General features: G+C 70.0%; 22 protein-coding genes. 3 read left to right on the plus strand and 19 right to left on the minus strand.

What is annotated here, in order from left to right; genetic code table 11:
- On the minus strand, positions 1-918 hold a 918-nt coding region (locus JNL41_RS01690), incomplete at its 3' end, for a PQQ-binding-like beta-propeller repeat protein (RefSeq protein WP_293472534.1).
- Complete coding sequence (locus JNL41_RS01695; RefSeq protein ID WP_293472535.1) at positions 915-1,703, minus strand: tetratricopeptide repeat protein; 789 nt, start codon at positions 1,701-1,703, stop codon at positions 915-917. The genes JNL41_RS01690 and JNL41_RS01695, both read right to left, overlap by 4 nt.
- A 154-nt stretch (positions 1,704-1,857) precedes the next feature.
- Between JNL41_RS01695 and JNL41_RS01700 the strand changes: the two genes are divergently transcribed.
- Positions 1,858-2,067, plus strand: a complete 210-nt coding sequence (locus JNL41_RS01700) for a hypothetical protein (protein ID WP_293472536.1) — start codon at positions 1,858-1,860, stop codon at positions 2,065-2,067.
- 3 nt (positions 2,068-2,070) lie between these two features.
- Here the strand turns inward: JNL41_RS01700 and JNL41_RS01705 are convergent, their stop codons facing one another.
- The 3 genes from JNL41_RS01705 to JNL41_RS01715 form a co-directional block, all read right to left on the minus strand.
- Positions 2,071-2,907, minus strand: coding sequence for a helix-turn-helix domain-containing protein (locus JNL41_RS01705; RefSeq protein WP_293472537.1), 837 nt, complete (start codon positions 2,905-2,907; stop codon positions 2,071-2,073).
- An 84-nt stretch (positions 2,908-2,991) separates the two neighbouring features.
- The gene (locus tag JNL41_RS01710; protein WP_293472538.1) at positions 2,992-4,875 is read right to left on the minus strand and encodes an ATP-binding protein; all 1,884 of its coding nucleotides are present in this window, start codon (positions 4,873-4,875) and stop codon (positions 2,992-2,994) included.
- A 21-nt stretch (positions 4,876-4,896) separates the two neighbouring features.
- The gene (locus JNL41_RS01715) at positions 4,897-5,541 is read right to left on the minus strand and encodes a response regulator transcription factor (protein ID WP_293472539.1); all 645 of its coding nucleotides are present in this window, start codon (positions 5,539-5,541) and stop codon (positions 4,897-4,899) included.
- Between the two features lie 148 nt (positions 5,542-5,689).
- Between JNL41_RS01715 and JNL41_RS01720 the strand changes: the two genes are divergently transcribed.
- Positions 5,690-6,742 (plus strand): hypothetical protein, encoded by a 1,053-nt coding sequence (locus JNL41_RS01720; protein WP_293472540.1) that lies wholly within the window; start codon positions 5,690-5,692, stop codon positions 6,740-6,742.
- Between the two features lie 75 nt (positions 6,743-6,817).
- On the opposite strand, the gene panB is transcribed toward JNL41_RS01720, so the two are convergent.
- The 8 genes from panB to JNL41_RS01760 all read right to left on the minus strand — a co-directional run bounded on the left by panB (position 6,818) and on the right by JNL41_RS01760 (position 10,965).
- Complete coding sequence (gene panB / locus JNL41_RS01725; protein WP_293472541.1) at positions 6,818-7,645, minus strand: 3-methyl-2-oxobutanoate hydroxymethyltransferase; 828 nt, start codon at positions 7,643-7,645, stop codon at positions 6,818-6,820.
- Between the two features lie 2 nt (positions 7,646-7,647).
- Entirely contained in the window at positions 7,648-8,022 is a 375-nt protein-coding gene (locus JNL41_RS01730) for a hypothetical protein (protein WP_293472542.1), read from the minus strand.
- Positions 8,015-8,629 carry a sigma-70 family RNA polymerase sigma factor gene (locus JNL41_RS01735; RefSeq protein WP_293472543.1) on the minus strand — a complete coding sequence of 205 codons (615 nt, stop codon included), beginning with the start codon at positions 8,627-8,629 and terminating at the stop codon, positions 8,015-8,017. Before JNL41_RS01735 ends, JNL41_RS01730 begins: the two co-directional genes overlap by 8 nt.
- Before the next feature lie 25 nt (positions 8,630-8,654).
- The gene (locus tag JNL41_RS01740) at positions 8,655-9,035 is read right to left on the minus strand and encodes a DUF6249 domain-containing protein (protein ID WP_293472544.1); all 381 of its coding nucleotides are present in this window, start codon (positions 9,033-9,035) and stop codon (positions 8,655-8,657) included.
- Between the two features lie 113 nt (positions 9,036-9,148).
- Positions 9,149-9,442, minus strand: a complete 294-nt coding sequence (locus tag JNL41_RS01745; RefSeq protein ID WP_293472545.1) for a hypothetical protein — start codon at positions 9,440-9,442, stop codon at positions 9,149-9,151.
- Positions 9,439-9,996, minus strand: a complete 558-nt coding sequence (locus JNL41_RS01750; RefSeq protein ID WP_293472546.1) for an RNA polymerase sigma factor — start codon at positions 9,994-9,996, stop codon at positions 9,439-9,441. The genes JNL41_RS01745 and JNL41_RS01750 overlap by 4 nt, the downstream gene beginning before the upstream one ends.
- A 59-nt stretch (positions 9,997-10,055) precedes the next feature.
- Positions 10,056-10,514 (minus strand): hypothetical protein, encoded by a 459-nt coding sequence (locus JNL41_RS01755; RefSeq protein ID WP_293472547.1) that lies wholly within the window; start codon positions 10,512-10,514, stop codon positions 10,056-10,058.
- Between the two features lie 103 nt (positions 10,515-10,617).
- Positions 10,618-10,965 (minus strand): ArsC family reductase, encoded by a 348-nt coding sequence (locus JNL41_RS01760; protein WP_293472548.1) that lies wholly within the window; start codon positions 10,963-10,965, stop codon positions 10,618-10,620.
- Positions 10,966-10,976: 11 nt separating this feature from the next.
- On the opposite strand from JNL41_RS01760, the gene JNL41_RS01765 reads away from it, so the two are divergent.
- Complete coding sequence (locus JNL41_RS01765) at positions 10,977-11,231, plus strand: DUF2164 domain-containing protein (RefSeq protein WP_293472549.1); 255 nt, start codon at positions 10,977-10,979, stop codon at positions 11,229-11,231.
- Between the two features lie 3 nt (positions 11,232-11,234).
- Here JNL41_RS01765 and JNL41_RS01770 read toward each other — a convergent pair whose 3' ends face one another.
- From JNL41_RS01770 to JNL41_RS01795, 6 genes are all read right to left on the minus strand, one after another.
- Complete coding sequence (locus JNL41_RS01770; protein ID WP_293472550.1) at positions 11,235-11,771, minus strand: 2'-5' RNA ligase family protein; 537 nt, start codon at positions 11,769-11,771, stop codon at positions 11,235-11,237.
- Between the two features lie 16 nt (positions 11,772-11,787).
- Positions 11,788-13,350 (minus strand): glutamine-hydrolyzing GMP synthase, encoded by a 1,563-nt coding sequence (gene guaA / locus JNL41_RS01775; RefSeq protein ID WP_293472551.1) that lies wholly within the window; start codon positions 13,348-13,350, stop codon positions 11,788-11,790.
- 148 nt (positions 13,351-13,498) lie between these two features.
- Complete coding sequence (locus tag JNL41_RS01780) at positions 13,499-14,776, minus strand: RsmB/NOP family class I SAM-dependent RNA methyltransferase (protein WP_293472552.1); 1,278 nt, start codon at positions 14,774-14,776, stop codon at positions 13,499-13,501.
- Positions 14,777-14,780: 4 nt separating this feature from the next.
- A complete protein-coding gene (locus JNL41_RS01785; RefSeq protein WP_293472553.1) occupies positions 14,781-15,179 on the minus strand; it encodes an MAPEG family protein in 399 nt (132 codons plus the stop codon).
- 28 nt (positions 15,180-15,207) lie between these two features.
- Entirely contained in the window at positions 15,208-16,668 is a 1,461-nt protein-coding gene (gene guaB, locus JNL41_RS01790; protein WP_293472554.1) for an IMP dehydrogenase, read from the minus strand.
- 71 nt (positions 16,669-16,739) lie between these two features.
- A complete protein-coding gene (locus JNL41_RS01795) occupies positions 16,740-17,546 on the minus strand; it encodes a class I SAM-dependent methyltransferase (protein WP_293472555.1) in 807 nt (268 codons plus the stop codon).
- Between the last annotated feature and the right edge of the window lie 33 nt (positions 17,547-17,579).

Below are 17,579 nucleotides of genomic sequence, written 5' to 3' on the forward strand. Positions count from 1 at the left end.
GATCGCCGGGCGGCCGGGGATGTCGCGGATCTCGGAGAGCGCGCTGGTGCGGCTGGCGCGGCTGAGCGCCTCGTTCCAGAGATCGTTGCCGTTGGCGGCGCGCAGCGCCACCAGCTCGCCCGAGCCGAATCCGGCCACGACCGTGTCGCCCGAAATGGCAGGGCTCGACGCGGCCAGGATACGGGCGCTCTCGGCCAGGGCCTGGTAGGTCCAGGCCGCCGCGCCGGTGGCGGCGTCGAAGGTCAGCAGCGTGTTGTCCAGCGCGATCACGAAGACCCGGCCGTTCGACACGGTGGGCGCGCCGTGGATCGACTCGCTGGTCTTGGTCCGCCAGCCGATGGCGCCGGTCCTGGCGTCCATCTGCAGCACTTCGCGGTAGCCCGACGAGACGTAGAGCTTGCCGTCCGCATAGGCGACGCCGCCACCGAACGCCAGCTTGTCGCGCTTGTTGTCGCCGGGGTTCGTGCCCGTGCGCCAGAGCGTCTCGCCGTTGCGGGCGTCGACGGCGACCACGCGGCCGTCGGCGTCCATCACGAACACCTTGCCGTCGGCGGCCACCGGGGGGGCGGTGACGTAGCGGCCGCGCTTCTGGCCCTGGCCGAAGCTGCGGCGCCACGAGATGGAGAGGTTGGCGGCCGCGTCGATCGCGCCGACCGCCTGCTCGGGATTGCCGCCCGGCAGCGGCCAGGACTCCATGCGCACTGCCGGCGGCAGCGAGAAGTCGACGCCCTTCAGGGCTTCGGCAGGCTCCAGCCGCTGGTCGGCCGGTATGATCGAGATACGCTGGCCTTCGCCCGCGAGTTCGGCCGGCCCCTTGTCCTTCTTGGCGAAGGGATTGAGGTTGCCGACCGTCGAGCAGCTCGACGCGCCGAGCGCCGCGACCAGGACGGCGGCGAGATAGGTCGAGCGGCGGATCATTGCGGCGGCAGGCCTTCGGCTTGCGGAACGGGCATCGGCTGGCCCGGGGCTCCGGGCGGCATCGCGCCCGGCGGCATCTGCGTCGGCGCGGGCGGCGGCAGCGCCTGGGCGGCCTTCACGACGGCGGGCACCGACTTGGCCGAGCCCGAATCGATCAGGCCGATGGCGGCCTGCGCCCGGGCCTGGGCGCCCTGCTGAGCGTCGATCGACTGGCTGATCAGTTGGAAATCGCCGCGCGCGCCTTGGAGGTCGCCAGCTCTCAGCTTGGCGAACGCCAGCGCCTCGCGGGCCTGGATCTTGTAAGGCCGGCCATCTTCCATCAGCGGCTTCAAACGCCCCTCCAGATCCTTCAGGGGAGCGGTGTCGAGGAGCGCGAAGGCGGATTTGAGGCGGGCCGCGTCACCCAGGACCTCGTCGGTCGCGGCCTTGGCCGCCTCGTCGTAGAGGCGCGAGGCGGCGGCGCCGTCCCTGGCGCGTTCGGCGTCGGCGGCCAGGTGCATCAGCGCCATGGCTTTGTAGGCGCCGGACTGGCTCTTGGAGACCTCGGTCCACAGGGTCTTGGCGCCCTCGCGGTCACCGGCGACGAAGGCGTCCATGGCCTGCGCGTACTGCTCCGAGGCCTTGTCGGTCTGCCTGGTGCGCCAGGTGTCCCAGCCCCAGTAGCCCAGGACGGCGATCAGGGCGGCGGCGGCCACACCCAGCATCCAGGGCAGCGCCTTGCGGGCGAACTGCTTATAGCGGTCGGAGCGAAGCTGCTCTTCGACCTCTTCGAATAGATCCGTCACTTCAGGGGGGCTCCGCCGCCAAACGAGGGGCGGAACCTATAGCGCCCCGCCATGCGTCTCAAGGGGCGCCTCAAGAGGCGCGGGACGCGGCGCGGGCGTCGTCCTGGAACGCTCCCGCGCGCCGCGGCTTTGCAAGACGCAAGGAGGCGCTCAGATGGGTGAACCGAACCGCCGGGCCGTCGAGGCCGAAGGCATGCCGGGCGAGGCCGACACGACGCGCGTTGGGCATGCGACGAGGATCCCGGATCGCGATCCGGACGACAACCCTGCGCTCGGCGCCGAGGCCGACGAGCGGCAGACGCGGCGCCAGGCTCCGGACAGCGCAGGCCCCGGCGAAGGCGGCGAGGACGACAGCATCGGCTGACGCTCAGGCCGTCTCCGTAGCCTTCCTGGCGGCGGCCGCGGCGGTGGTCAGCGGCGTCGGGCGGGCGAAGTAGGCGCGCGGCGCCATGCCCATGAAGTGCTTGAAGTCGCGGACGAACTGCGGCTGATCGGCGTAGCGCTCGTCCAGCACCCGCGCCCACTCGCCCAGCGGCGCCGCGCGCAGGTTGGCCGACGAGCGCAGGAACCTCTGGCGACGCATGAGCAGCTTCGGCGGCAGGCCGATGTAGTCGCGCGTGAGTCGCTCCAGTTGGCGTGTGGACAGGCCGAGGCGGCCGGCCCAGTCGGCGACCGACGCCACCTCCGGGTCGTTCAGAGCCACGTGCAGTTCGACCAGCGTGGCGTCGAGCGGCGCGCGGGCCTCGAGACGGCGCAGGAGCCAGGCGTCGAGCGCGGCCGCATAGCCTGCATCTCCGCCGGCCGCGGCGACCGCTTCGAGGAGCGCCGCCGCCGCCTCGCCCAGGACCTCCGACAGCGGATGCAGGCGGTCGACGTAGCCCGCCGCCGCGGCGTCGCTGAGCAAGGGCCACCCGGCGGGGAGCAGGCCCGCGGAAACCATCACAGCGCCGGGGCCACCCCAGACGCGTGCCGCGCGACTGAGCGCGCCCGTCATGACCGCGTGAGGCCCCGCGGCCGCGTGGGTGGCGCCGTCAGCGAAGGCGATCCGCCAATCTCCGGCCAGCAGCAGGCGCAGGTACGCGCCCTCGGGATGGAGCAGGTCTTCGACCGGCCGGGCGCCGTCGTTGCGGACGACGTAGTAGAAGATCACCGCGTCGCCGAGCGCCGGCGCCGGCGGCAGGAAACGGACGGACACCTCCCCCATCGCGGCCTCGGCCTCCCGGGTTTCGCCGACCTCCAGCATAGCCGCCGAACAGGGTTTCGCGAACAGCCCCGGCGACGCCGCGCCTCAACCGGCCTTGCGGTCCCCGGTCGCGCGGGCCCGTTCATAGGGCAACCAGAGGGTGACCAGGGTCCCGCCGTCGACGCTCGACCGGCACTCCAGGAGGCCGTGCAGGGATTGCGCCCGCGCGGCGATGTTGCCCAGTCCCTTGCCCGGCCGATCCGCCTGGGCCTGGTCGAACCCCCGGCCGTTGTCGGCGACATAGGCGGCGATGCCGGGGATTCCGTCACGCGTCTCCTCGCCGCACCCGATGCGCATCTCGGTCGCATCCGAGTGGGAGAGCACATTGCCGATCGCCTCCTGGAAGATGCGCAACACATGCAGCGCGTTGGTCGCGTCGAGCCAGGGCACGGGCCCACAGCGCCCCACCTCCCATCTGCAGGCGATCCCGGCGTCGCGCAGATCGCCGGCCATGCGGTGACGCAGGTTGCCGATCAACGCGACCAGATCGCCCTCGACCGGCTCCAGCGAGTCGACCGTGATCTTCAGGTCCGCAAGGGCGCGGCTCAGGGTCTTGATCGTGCTGTCCGGCTGCTTCTGCTGGCGCGCGACGGCGAGCGCGGTGATCAGGTTCGAGCCGATGCCGTCGTGCATCTCCTGCATCAGCCGTTCGCGCTCGCTGGCGACGGCGCCGGCGACGACGAGATCGCGCCGCGACGCCTCGCTGGCCGCCAGTTCGGCCCGGGTCTCGGCGATGCGCTGCTCCAGCGTCGCGTTGGCCGCCTCGAGTCCGGCGAAGGCGTCCAGCGCCCGCTTGCCGAACACCATCAGGAACGCCACGCAGTAGATGCAGCCACTGAAGACGGTCAGGTAGAAATCGTGGACCTTCCAGCCGCTGCCTCCCCCGGCCAGGAGGAAGTCGTAGACCCCGGCGAAGGGCATCAGCAGCACGACGATAGCCAGGACGACATGGCCGGGCGTGCGGTCTCGCCTCAGGTCGAGCAGGCCGAGGAGCGCGCCGCCCAGCCCGATCAGCGTGGTGGGCACGTAGAGGATGAGGTTCGACAGCGAGAACGCGGCATGGACCGCCACGATGGGGATCCCCAGTGCGAACAGCGCGGCGATGACCGGCCCGCGATGCGGCATCTTGAGGAAGGACGCGTAGAAGGCGGTGGTCGCCACGGTCGCGAAGTAGGTCGCGTAGACCGTCAAGGCATTGAACAACGCCATGTCGAACGGCGTGACCTCGGCGAAGTACTGGTAGTTTCGGAGGAACCAGAGGCCCGCGGCCAGCGCCAGCCAGAGCAGCTCCACCTCGCGCCGCCGGCCCAGCCAGACCAGCACCGCCAGTCCGCCCAGCGCCAGCATGGCCGCGTTGGCGGCCATCGGTGCGGTGATCTGCCAGAAGTACTGCGACTGATAGAAGGCCTGCACCGCCGCGTTGGGCCCGACGATCACGCGCCCGACACCGACCGACTCCTCCGAAACGGCGCGGATGAGGATCTCGTTCTGACCCGGCTTCAGGGCCCCGGCGGGCAGCGGGACCAGGAAGGGCCGATACCAGGCGAGCTTCTGGTCGCTGACGCGGGCGAAGTTGCGGAACACCTCCGCGCCGTTGACGAACACGATGAACTGATTGCGCGTGCTGGCGGTGTAGAGGGCGAGAGGATCGGGGCCCAGCGCGCCGCGGTCGAACCGGAACCGGCCCTGGACCGTGTGGTAGTCGCCGGTCCGCCAGTGCGTCTCGTGCATCCGGTAGATGTGGGGCGATGCGGCTCGGACCCAGCCGCGGGTCGGAATCTCCAGACCGGGGGAGAGCACGAAGTCGCCATCCGTGAACTCGATGACCGGCCCGCCCTCGGCCGCGGACGTCGTGAACGTGTTCGGCGATTGCGCCCGGGCCGCGCCGGGGGCGAGCAGCAGCAGGACGATGAGCAGGGCTAGCCGCATCGCGCGCGCCCCGGCGGCGTCCTAGCGCGACAGCCACCCCTGGGACGATGCTTCGAACAGAGCTTCCGCACGGCTGTTCACCTCGAGCTTCCGGTAGATGTTCTTGATGTGCGTGCCAATCGTATTGCCCGAGACCGTCAGGATCTCGGCGCATTCGGCGTTCGAGAATCCGCGCGACAGCAGGTTCAGCACTTCGTACTCGCGCTCGGACAGGGGCGAGGCCATCGGGCGCGCCGGCGCGCGGGGATCGGGCCGGATTTCCCCGAGCAACTGGCGCGCGATGATCGGGCTGATCGGCGATCCACCGCGGCGGATCTCGCGGATCGCGGCCATGCAGTCTTCGATCCGCTCGTCCTTGAGCAGGTATCCGCGGGCTCCGGCGCGGATGGCGTCCAGCACCTTGTTCTGGTTCGCGAAGACCGTGACCACGAGGATGTCGGTGTCGCGTCCGGTCAGCGCTTCCGTCCGGATCAGCGAGACGCCGCTGCCGTCCGGGAGCCCGAGATCGCAGAGCAGCACGTCGTAGCCCCCCGCCTCGATCATTCCCTCCGCCTCGGCCACGTTTGCGGCCGTGGCCGTCAGCAGCATGTCCTCGCATCCGCCGATCGCGCTGGAAAGGTGATCGCGCATCACCGGATCGTCTTCGACGACAGCGACTCGGATCATCTGCGGTTCCCCTCGGCTCACTCGCGCTTGGTCTGGAAAGATGCGCCATCCCCCTGCCCAGACTATCACCTGATCGGGTGATCGACGGTCAAGCTGCCGAACCCCTACCCAATGAGGCAGGCCATGCCGGCCTCGGAGGGAGTTTCGCATGTTCACCAAGGTCGTCACCTCGCTCGCGCTGGTGTTCAGCAGCGCCAGCGTCGTCGCATTCAGCCCCGTTCAGGCCCAGGCCCAGCCGAGGCCGTTCACCCAGTGCGTGAAGAACGTGTTTGGAACCGGCATCGTCGCCAAGGTGCGATGGTACGATCCCAGGAAGGTCGAGCTCATCCCCGGCGCGAAGACCGATGACCCCCAGACCCCCGCCGATGAGACGATCGGCGAACTCAAGCCGATCGGCGGCCAGCGGATCCAGCCGATACGCGAGGAAAACATCGCCGTCGGAGAGCAGTCCTGCTTCTTCGGCTTCGCCGGCGCACAACCCAAGCACTTCGCCATCGTCTCGGTGGTGGGCGGGGAGTATCTCAACGAGGCGGTCACGATCGCGGCCGGCACGGTCGTGGGCGTCGTGGGCGGCGTCGCCTGCGCTCTGACGGCAGGGACCACCTGCCCCGCGGTCGCCGCGGCGGTCGGCGGCGCGGTGTCCGCGGTCGGCATGGCGCTGCCCGACGCCAAGGCCGTCTTCTACGTCGGCACGCCCGGAGGCGAAGCCCCTGAGGGTGTCGTCTCATCCGTGCTCGAAGTGTCGGGTACGGCCTGGTCGCCGGCCGCCTTCGACAGCACCCTGGGCGTGGCTCAGGCCATCTATCGGGCGAACATCGACTTCTGTCACTCGGACCTGAGCGATACGGCGACGGGCGACAACATCACGGTCGAGTTCCTTGCAAACGGGACGCCCGTCGGCCGGCAGGTGATCAAGGGCAATACCTCGGATTGCGGCGCGCTTTCGCGGGGCTATCTCGAAACCGCCATCGCCACGACGAAGATCGTCAGCGCGATTCGGGTCAGCACCAGTGGCGGCGACGCGATGTACGTCGATCAGGCGCGCCTTTTCCGCAACGGCAAGGTGATCGTCTGGGACGGCCGCAACAACGGCGGCGGCTGGTGCCTCTCGACCGATCCCAACGACTACAAGGGCGGCTGGGAGAACAACGTCGTCGGCGCCTGCCAGCGGACCTACACCTTCGCCAGCCCGGCGAACTGAGCGGGCCAGGCCATGCACAGCCGGGACCGGGCCGCAGCAGCGGTCCGGTCCCGCGCCGTTTCGGGGGTAGGCTCCCTACCCTGCCTTGGCGAAGTAGATCTCGGCCGGCCCCGGGAACTTCCGTTGCCGCACGTCGTCGGCATAGGCGGCGACGGACTTGCCGATCTGGGTGCGCAGATCGCCGTAGCGGCGGACGAACTTGGGGGTCCAGTCGAAGAGGCCCAGCATGTCGTCGGTGACGAGGATCTGGCCGTCGCAGCCGACCGACGCCCCGATGCCGATGGTGGGCACGGTGATGGCTTCGGTGATCTCGCGGGCGAGCCCCTCGGCGACCCCTTCGACGACGACGGCGAAGGCGCCGGCTTCGGCGGTGGCGCGGGCTTCGTCGAGAATGCGACGGCGCTCGTGGTCGAGCTTGCCCTTGGCCTTGAAGCCGCCGTCGACGAGAACGGCCTGGGGCCGCAGGCCCACGTGGCCCATCACGGGGATGCCGCGCTTCACGAGGTATTCGATGTTGGCGACGATGGTCTCGCCGGCCTCGACCTTCACGGCCGACGCGCCGGTCTCCTTCATGATCCGCGAGGCGTTCGCGAACGCCTCTTCCGGACTACCCTCGTAGCTTCCGAAGGGCATGTCGACCACGACCATGGCGCGGCGCGACCCCCGCATCACCGCCTGGCCGTGCAGGATCATCATCTCAAGCGTGACGCCGACGGTGTTGGGCAGACCGTGGACGACCATGCCGACGCTGTCGCCGACGAGCATCAGATCGCAATGCTGGTCGAGGATCTCCGCCATCGGCGCGGTGTAGGCGGTGAGGCAGACGATGGGGACCCCACCCTTGCGCGCGCTGATATCCGGCGCGGCGAGGCGACGGACCGTCTCCTGGCGATGCGAAGACACGACTAGAACTCCTGGACCAACCTCGCCGCGAAGACGCCCATGGTGACGAACGCCAAGCCGACGGCGATCCACAGCCCATAGCCGCCCGAGAGCGCCGACACCATGTCGGTTGTGGGGGTCACCCGCGCAAGTCCTTGTGAGAGCGCGCGGGCCGATTGCTCGGCGCTTTCGACGCGCTGGAAGAGGTTGGACATCACGAGCTGGCTGGCGCCGATGACGCCGCCGGCGAGGCCCGCGGCCCCGATCAGCCAGCGCCGGACGTTCCAGCCCCGGTCGAGGCGTCGCTCGACGCGCTCGGAAAAGGCCTGCGCGTCGGGCATGTCGGGCGCCTGCGCGAACAGGCGTTCGAGACGGCGTTCGAAGTCGATCTCAGCCATTGCCCCGCCTCCCTTCCACGACGGCGTCCCCGGCGCTTTCGTCCTTGCCCCCGGGGGCGAGCCGCGCCCGGAGCTTATCCAAACCACGTTTGACATGGGATTTGACCGTTCCAAGCGGCAGGTTCAAGGCCTCGGCGGCTTCGCCGTGGGACAGGCCCGCGCCGTAGCACATGGACACGCACAGCCGCTCGGGCGCGGAGAGGACCTTCATGGCCTCCTCCAGGTCCATGCGGTGCTCGGCGTCCCCGCCGTTTCCGAGACTGGCGGCTGCATCCGCCTCCTCCCGACCTTCTTCCGCCGCGAGGGCGGCAAGACGCTTCTCGCGTTGCAGGCGGCGCAGATAGAGCCGCGCTGCGATGCGCTTCACCCAGCCCGCGAACGTGCCTTCGCCGCGGAACTCGGAAATCCTCTCGAACGCCGCCAGGAACGCATCCTGGGCGACGTCGTCGGCTTCGGCCGCCTGCGCCCCCATCCGCCGCAGCAGATGCCGGACGGCCGACCCGTGGCGACGCACCAGCTCCCCGAAGGCGCGCCGCTCACCGGCCGCGGCGTAGGCGCAGAGCTCCACGTCGTGCTGGCTGGCGAAACTGAGACTGTTGCCCGGCATGGGCTCGATCCCCCGATCCCGCGCCTCAGACCTTGGGCTTGTTCATCAGGCCGAGGGCGACGAACGCCAGGCCGATGAACGTCGGGAAGGCCGCGAAGCCGAGGAACCAGGTGAACGCGTCCGGTTCTTCGAAGCTGACGGCGCCGCCAAGGGCCGCGAGGCCGATGCCCGCGCCCAGCCAGATGATGCCGGTGCGCAGGTCGCGCTGGGGCGACGGCAGGCGTGGATCGGTTCGGGCGTCGCTCGACATCGCGTCGATCATTTCCGGAGGTAGCGGCTGGCCCTTCTCGATGGCGACGCGCAGCGTATCGGCCATCTTCTGGCGCTCGACACTGCGGAAGTACCGCGGCGCGATGGCGATCGCCGCGATCATCGCAAAGAACGCGAGCGGTATCAGGATCTCCATTTTCTTGTTCTCCTCTCCAGGTCCGGTCGGGCGGGGAGCGCCCGTCTCGATCGGAAAGAGACCTGGACCTGCCCGGTCGGATGCAGAAGGCAGGATGAAACCTTGTCCATGTTTCAGCGGGCGGTCGCTGTTACGCGTCCATCCACGAGCATCACAGCCACGAGCGCGAGGGTGACGCAGGCGGCGACAGGGCCGAACTGGTCGCCGGTCTGGGCCAGCAGCGGGTGCAGCACCGGCCAGAGCGCCCAGAGGAGCAGACCGCCGATCAGGGCGGCGCCCGAGAGCCACGCGACATCCAGCACGAAGCGGCGGCGCGCGACGGCCTCCATCACCGCGGCCGAAAACGCCGGGTCACGGGCGGGCGGTTCGTCCTGCGCGAACAGCGCCTTCAGGTGAGCGTCGGTCATCGGGACTCTCCTAGCACTTCGAGGAGCCGCGCGCGGCCCCGCGTCACATGTGACTTCACCGTGCCCAGCGGCAGGCCCAGCGCCTCGGCGGCCTCCGCGTGGCTGAAATCGGCCGCAAGGCAGAGCGCCACGCAGGCGCGCTGGTCGTCGGGCAGGCTCTTCAGGGCGGTCTCCAGCGTCATCCGCTCGTCGCTCATGGCCGAGGCTTGCGACGGTCTTTCCTCCTCCCACGCGGCCTCGCGGGTGCGGGCGCGGGTGCGGCTCCGGATGGCGGTCAGGTGCTTGTTGTAGCCGATGCCGCAGAGCCAGGCCCTGACCGAGGCGCCGGCCTCAAGGCGGCCGATGCGCGACCACGCGGCGAGGAACGTCTCCTGCGCGAGGTCGTCGGCCAGCGCCCAGTCGCCGCAGGCGCGGCGCAGGAAGGCGCGCACCGCCTGCTGGTGGCGCTCGACCAGCCGCGCGAACGCCGCCGTCGAGCCGGCCCGGGCCTGCTCGACCAGCGCGACGTCAGGCGAAGTGGAGACCGGCTCGTCGCCCGGACGTCGCGCCGACATGCCCGGACGAGCGCGGTCCCAAGGACCCCGCCGCGGCGCGAAATCTATGCCTTCCGGGCTCACTTCGCCCGGAAGACTGTGGAGAACACGGCCGCGATGGCGTGGCCCACCGCGACGCAGGTCATGATCACAGCGACCAGGCGGAAGGGCCCATCGACGCCGGGGAAGTCGGCGTATTCGGACGCGAACCAGAAACCCGCGGCGACCGAGCCGGTGATGATCGCCGTGCGCCAGGCCCAGTACGGGCCCATGCGCCAGTAATGGCGGCGATAGCGGCGGCCGTAGCGGCCGTAGCGATCATAGGGGCCGTAGGCGGAGTCCGGGTCGTCGAGGGCTTCCTCGTCGTTGATGGTGCGCATCAGCTCGGGCGGCGGGTCCTTGCCCTGGCTGGTGAACTCGCGCACGAGGTTCAGACGCTCCTGGCTGCGCTTGTAGGCCAGCCAGCGGTCGAACGCGCCGAAGGCGAAGAACATGATCGGGAAGATCAGCCACCAGTAGCCGTAGAAGAAGGACTCCATCGCGGTTCTCCAAGGTCCGGACCGCGCGGAGCCGTCTCCGCCGTCCTCTTGCCCTGTAGTCGCCGCCGCCCGCTGGATCGGATGCGGCGGATGCGAAGAAACTTCAGCGCGGGAGCTTTTCGTAGATCTCGGGCTTGAAGCCGACGGTGAGTTTGCCGTCCTGGTCGAGGACCGGCCGCTTGATCATCGAGGGGTTGGCCAGCATCAGCGAGATGGCCTTCTTCTCGTCGATCCCCTGCTTGTCGGCGTCGGGGAGGTTCCTGAAGGTCGTGCCGGACTTGTTGAGCAGGATCTCCCAGCCGACCTTGCCGATCCAGCCTTCCAGCGTGGCGCGGTCGATGCCGGCCTTCTTGTAGTCATGGAACTGGTAGGCGACGCCGTGGCCGTCGAGCCAGGTCCAGGCCTTCTTCATCGTGTCGCAGTTCTTGATGCCGTAGAGCGTCGCGGCCATCGTGGGCTCCCATGCCGAAGATCGAACTCACCAAGCAGGTCCGCGAGGACGCCGCCCGGGCGCTCAGCCGCTACCTCAAGGCCGAGCTGGACCTGGACGTGACGGGATTCGACGCGGTGTTCCTCCTGGACTTCGTGACCGAACACCTCGGGCCCCACTTCTACAACCAGGCGCTGGCCGACGCCCAGGCGCTGCTGGGCAAGAAGATGGACGAGATGGGAGAGGCGATCTGGCAGTTGGAGCAGACGCCGTCGAAGATCCGCTGAAACCTAGCCGAGCGGAAAGCGGGCGGCCACGTCGAAGCGGCCTTCGCCGTGGACAGCGTGGATCAGGACGAACTCGGCGACGTTCCAGGCGAGCGGCGCGATGATCGTCTCGGGGACCTTGGCGGGATCGTAGACGAGCGTCATGTGCGGGACGATCTCGGTCGGACGACGGGGAACCATGCCGCGGCGGGCGAGCGCATCGTGGATGGTGGCGTAGAGCTGGTTCACCCCGATCACGCCCTCGTCGCCCCACGCCGCCACGCAGGGGTTGTCGCCCCGCGACCAGGCGCCCGCGCGGTTGAAAGCGACCGTGAAGCGCGGCGCGCGGACCTCGGCCGCAACGTCGGCGGCCTTGTCGACAACCGGCCCCGGCGGGCGTTGGAACGCGCCGAGCGCGTTCAGCGAGACGTGGAGGCGGCCCGCCGGAACCGGGCGCGCAGACGGGCGCGGACGCAGCGTCCTCAGCAGCTCCTGCGCCGCGCGCCCGACGTCGGACGGCGGCAGGAGCGCGAAGTAGAGGACATGCTTGCCGGCGGCCATGGACGCAAATTCGAGCCTATTCCCACTCGATGGTGCCGGGGGGCTTGCTGGTGACGTCGTAGACGACGCGGTTGACGCCCCGGACCTCGTTGATGATGCGCGTGGCGCAGCGGCCCAGCACTTCCCAGGGGAACTCGAAGAAGTCGGCCGTCATGCCGTCGGTGGACGTCACGGCGCGGAGCGCTAGCACGCTCTCATAGGTGCGCGCGTCGCCCATGACCCCGACGGTCTTCACGGGCAGCAGGACGGCGAAGGCCTGCCAGATGCTGTCGTAGAGGCCGGCCTTGCGGATCTCATCCAGGTAGATCGCGTCGGCGGCCTGGAGAACGGCCACCCTCTCGCGGGTGATCTCGCCGGGGATGCGGATAGCCAGGCCGGGGCCCGGGAACGGGTGGCGGCCGACGAAGGCCGGCGGCAGGCCGAGCTCGACGCCCAGCGCCCGCACCTCGTCCTTGAAGAGCTCGCGCAGGGGTTCCACCAGCTTCAGCTTCATGTAGTCCGGCAGGCCGCCCACGTTGTGGTGGCTTTTGATCACCGCCGAGGGGCCGCCGGTCGTGGACGGGCTTTCGATGACGTCGGGATAGAGCGTGCCCTGGGCCAGGAAGGCGGCGCCTTCGATCTTGGCGGCCTCCTTGTCGAACACCTCGATGAAGAGGCGGCCGATGGTCTTGCGCTTGGTCTCGGGGTCCGAGACGCCGGCCAGCTCGCCGAGGAAGAGGTCGCCGGCGTCCACGTGGACCAGCGGGATATTGTAGTGGTCGCGGAACAGGGTGACGACCTGCGTCGCCTCGTCCTTCCGCAGCAGGCCGGTGTCGACGAAGACGCAGGTGAGCTGCTCGCCGATCGCCTCGTGGATCAGGACCGCGGCGACCGACGAGTCGACGCCGCCGGAAAGGCCGCAGATCACCTTGGCGTCCCCCACCTGGGCGCGGATCTTGGCGATCTGCTCCTGGCGGTAGCTGGCCATGGTCCAGTCGCCGCTCAGGCCCGCGATGCGATGGGTGAAGTTGCGCAGGATCAGGGCGCCACGCGGCGTGTGCGCCACCTCCGGGTGGAACTGGATGCCGTAGAAGCGCCGCCCCTCGTCGGCGATCACGGCGTAGGGCGACCCCTCCGACGTGGCGACCACCTCGAAGCCCTGCGGGATCGCGGTGATCTTGTCGCCGTGGCTCATCCACACGGTCTCGCGGTCCCCCGGCTCGCCCAGGCCCTCCAGCAGCGGCGAGGCCTTCTGCAACTGGATCTCGGCGCGCCCGAACTCGCGGTCATGGCCACCCTCCACGGCGCCACCCAGTTGGGCGCACATGGTCATCTCGCCATAGCAGATGCCCAGCACCGGGACGCCGAGCTGGAAGACCCGCTGGGGCGCCGACGGGCTCTGCGCCTCATGCACGCTCGCCGGGCCGCCCGAAAGGATCACCGCCTTCGGCGCGAAGGCCTCCAGCATCGCGTCGTCGACCTTGTCGAACGGGTGGATCTCGCAATACACGCCCGCCTCCCGCAGCCGCCGCGCGATGAGCTGGGTCACCTGGCTGCCGAAGTCGACGATGAGGACTTTTTCGTGGGCTTTGGCGGTCATGGATGTCCGTTCAGGAAGGCTGCGGGCGCGTCAGCGCCAGAGGATTCAACCACCAAGATCACCAAGCTCACAAAGTAGGCGCAGACGCCTTGGTGCGCTTGGTGACCTTGGTGGTTCGAGGTGAGGTCGCCTGCGGCGCGCGCTGCGGTCATCGCTTCTTCTCCAGCACCGCGACATAGAAGCCGTCGGTGTCGGAGGTGCGGGGGGTGAGGCGCAGGTCGCCGGCGGCCGTGAGGAACGGGGCGAGTTCGGGCGCGTGCGAGGCGGGCCTGCGCGCAAAGGCGGCGTTGCGGGCAAGGAACGCCTCGACGCGGTCCTCGTCCTCGTCCGGCAGCACGGAGCAGGTCACATAGGCGATGCGGCCGCCGGGCCGGGTGTAGGTCGCGCCGTCGTCGAGGACGCTGTCCTGGTCCTTTCGGCGGCGTTCCAGAGCGTCGGGCGTCAGGCGCCACTTGGTGTCGGGGTGGCGCCGCCAGGAGCCCGTGCCGGTGCAGGGCGCGTCGATGAAGACGAGATCCATGCGGCCCTCCAGGTCCTTCAGTGGCGCCTTGGCCAGCGGCGTGCGGACCTGGAGGTTGCGGATGCCGGCGCGTTCGCCGCGGCGCACCGTGTCGGTCAGCCGGCGCGCGTCGCTGTCGTAGGCATAGATCTGGCCGGTGTTGGCCATCTCCGCAGCGAGCGCGAGGGTCTTGCCGCCGCCTCCGGCGCATAGGTCCAGCACCTGCTGGCCCTTGACGTCGCCCGCCGCCAGCGCGGCGACCTGCGAACCGAGGTCCTGAATCTCGAACCACCCCTTGCCGAACTGCGGGATCGCCTCGACGGCGCCGGCGCGCTCGGCCGCCCCCGGCGCGGCGACGCGGAGCGCGTTGGGGGCGAGACCCGGCGCCTGCGGCGCGAACGGAGCCAGCGCCTTGGCGGCGCGGGTGGCGTCGGTCTTCAGCGTGTTGACGCGCAGGTCGACGGGCGCGCGCCCGGCCAGCGCGGCCGCCTCCTCGCCGCGGGCGTCGCCGAACACGCGGGCCAGCGCAGCGTCCAGCCAGTCGGGATAGTCGCCGCGAACGGGCGCGGGCGCATCGTCGAAGTCTCGGGGGGCCTCCAGGACGGCCCGCTCGGCGGCGGTGAGCGGGCCCGGACCGTGCGGTTCGTCGCCCGCGGCGTCGGCGACGCGCTGGACGGGCCAGTCCCACGCGAAGCGCAGGGCGCCGAGCGCCAGGGCGCGCGGGCTGTCGTCGCCCATGCGCCAGCCCAGCGAGCGCTTGCGCCGCAGGACGTCGAGGACGAGTCCGGAGACGAAGGCGCGGTCCTTGGCCCCGGCGTAGCGGGCGCCGTCGCCCCAGGCTTTCAGGGCCAGGCGGACAGGGCGGTGGCGGGCCAGCGTCTCCTCGATGATCTCTATCGCCGCCGCCAGGCGTCCGCCGTCGCGCATCAGCTCACCGGAAAAGGGCCGCGAGCACGGCCAGCATGCCGACCATGGCTACGAACCAGACGATCGTGCGCACCAGGGGCACGCCGGTCGCATAGAGCGGCACGTAGAGCGCGCGGCCGGCGACATAGGCCCAGGCGCCCCAGATGGTGAGCGGCTGGCCGAGCTTGCCGGCGATGGCGGCCGCCAGGACCGCCGCGGCGAAGAAGGGGAAGGTCTCGGCGAAGTTCCAGAACGCGCGCTCCAGCCGCGCCGCCACGCCGGAGATCGGCATCGGCGTGTCGCGGGGGCCGGCGGCCCACTTCATGTCCTGCTGCGCCCGCGCCGCGCCGGCGGCCCAGAGGAGCTGGACCAGCCCCACGACCACCGCCGCGGCGAGCAGCTTCAGTTCGATCGCGACGTCCATCGCCTTCGCCCTTCCCTGTCCGGCCCGCTCAGCCCGGGCTCGAGTAGTTCGGCGCCTCGCGGGTCATCATCACGTCGTGGACGTGGCTTTCGCGCAGGCCCGCGTTGGTGATGCGGATGAACCGCGCCCGCTTACGGAACTCCGGCAGGTTCGGCGCGCCGACGTAGCCCATGGCCGCCCGGAGGCCCCCCACCATCTGGTGCAGGATCGGGGCGATCGGACCCTTGTAGGCGACCTGACCCTCGATGCCTTCGGGCACGAGCTTCAGCGTGTCCTTCACGTCCTTCTGGAAGTAGCGGTCGGCGGAACCCTGCCCCATCGCCGCCAGCGAACCCATGCCGCGGTAGGCCTTGTAGCTGCGGCCCTGGTAGAGGAAGACCTCGCCCGGCGCCTCGTCGACGCCCGCGAACACCGAGCCCATCATCGCCACCGACGCGCCCATGGCGAGCGCCTTGGCGAGGTCGCCCGAGTACTTGATGCCGCCGTCGGCGACGATCGGCACGTCCGTGCCCTCGGCGGCGCGGACGGCGTCCATGATCGCGGTGAGCTGCGGCACGCCCACGCCCGCCACGATGCGGGTGGTGCAGATGGAGCCCGGCCCGATGCCGACCTTCACCGCATCCGCGCCGGCCTCGATCAGGGCCCGGGCGCCGTCGTAGGTGGCGACGTTGCCGGCGACGATCTGGACCCGGTTGGTCTCGCGCTTCACGCGGGCGACCGCCTTGGCCACATCTGCGTTGTGGCCGTGGGCGGTGTCGATGACGACGACGTCGACGCCGGCGTCCACCAGGGCCATGGAACGCTCGTAGCCGGCGTCGCCCACCGTCGAGGCGGCGGCGACCAGCAGCCGGCCCTGCGCATCCTTCGCGGCGAAGGGATGCTGCTGGGACTTCTCCATGTCCTTGACGGTGATGAGGCCGACCGCCCGGTTGTCGTCGTCGACCACGATCAGGCGTTCGATCTTGTGGCGGCGGAGCAGGTCACGCGCCTCGTTCTGGCCGACGCCTTCCTTGACCGTGACCAGACCTTCCCTGGTCATCAGCGCCTTGGCCGGGATGTCGTCGCGGCCCTCGAAGCGCATGTCGCGGTTGGTGAGGATGCCCACCAGCTTGCCTGTGTCGTCCACCACGGGGAAGCCCGAGATGTGGCGACGCGCCTTGATCTGGCGGACCTCGCCCAGGGTCGTCTCCGGACCGATGGTCATCGGGTTGATGACCATGCCGCTCTCGTAGCGCTTCACCTCGCGGACGTGGTCGGCCTGCTCCTCGACGGTGAGGTTGCGGTGCAGGACGCCGATGCCGCCCGCCTGGGCCATGGCGATGGCCAGGCGGCTCTCGGTGACGGTGTCCATGGCGGCGGACACCAGGGGGATGTTCAGACTGATCTCGCGCGTGAACCGGGTGGCGACGTCGACCTGCGTGGGCATGACGTCGGACGCGCCGGGTTCGAGCAAAACATCGTCGAAGGTGAGCCCTTCGCGAATCTCCATGAGACTCTCCGTTTTGCGGGACGCGTATAGGGGTTCGCCTGCGGACGGAGCAAGGGGCCTGAAGGGGGCGTTCATGCGATTGCGGGCTCCTGTGGGGTCTCGAAGACGATGAAGTCGCCCAGCGTGGGCTTCTCGACGATGGCGCCCGCGGCGAGGTCGGCGTCGATACGGGCGAAGCCTTCGCTGAGTTCGTCCTCCGTCATGTGCTCGAAGGTGGAGACGGCGCGGTGCTTCAGCCTCGCGACGAGGCTGGCGATGTCGCCTTCGAACGGGACCTCCATCTGCACGGACTCGACGGTGGTGAAGCCGGCCGCCTCGAACAGCGCGCGGGTCTCGGGCTCGGTCGGGAACATGGCCCGCTCGACGTCGGCGCTGCGCGGGAAGTAGCTGCGCCACCAGTGGTCGGGAATCCGCTCCTGGAAGGTGCTGCGCAGGATCAGCCGGCCGCCCGGCTTCAGGACACGGGCGATCTCCCGGGCCGCGGCCGGCTTGTCGGCCACGTGATGGTACGAGAGGAACATCAGCACGAAGTCCGCGCAGCGGTCGGACCGTGGGATCGCCTCCGCGCGGCCGGCCAGGTAGGTCACACGCGGATGGGCGGCATCCGCCTCGGCCGCGGCGCGCATGCCGTCGGCCGGCTCGACACCCCAGATCGGACCGCCGAACGCGTCGGCGAGCGCCGGACTGAACCGGCCGGTCCCAGAGCCGAGGTCGATGCCTGCGAGGGGCCGACGCACGGGGACGTAGGCGCCGAACACCGCCATGTAGCGGTCGATGGCGTCCGCCGGGAGCGCGCGGCCCCTGGCGTAGGTCTGGTGCTGGACCCGATCGTAGTCGACGGGCGCCAGGGGCGGTTCGGGGGAATTACGGGTTTCCATGGCCAGCTAGTGCCTGGATTGTCTCTGGGAGAA

It is taken from the genome of Phenylobacterium sp. (genome assembly GCF_016793285.1).
Taxonomy (GTDB): Bacteria; Pseudomonadota; Alphaproteobacteria; order Caulobacterales; family Caulobacteraceae; genus Phenylobacterium.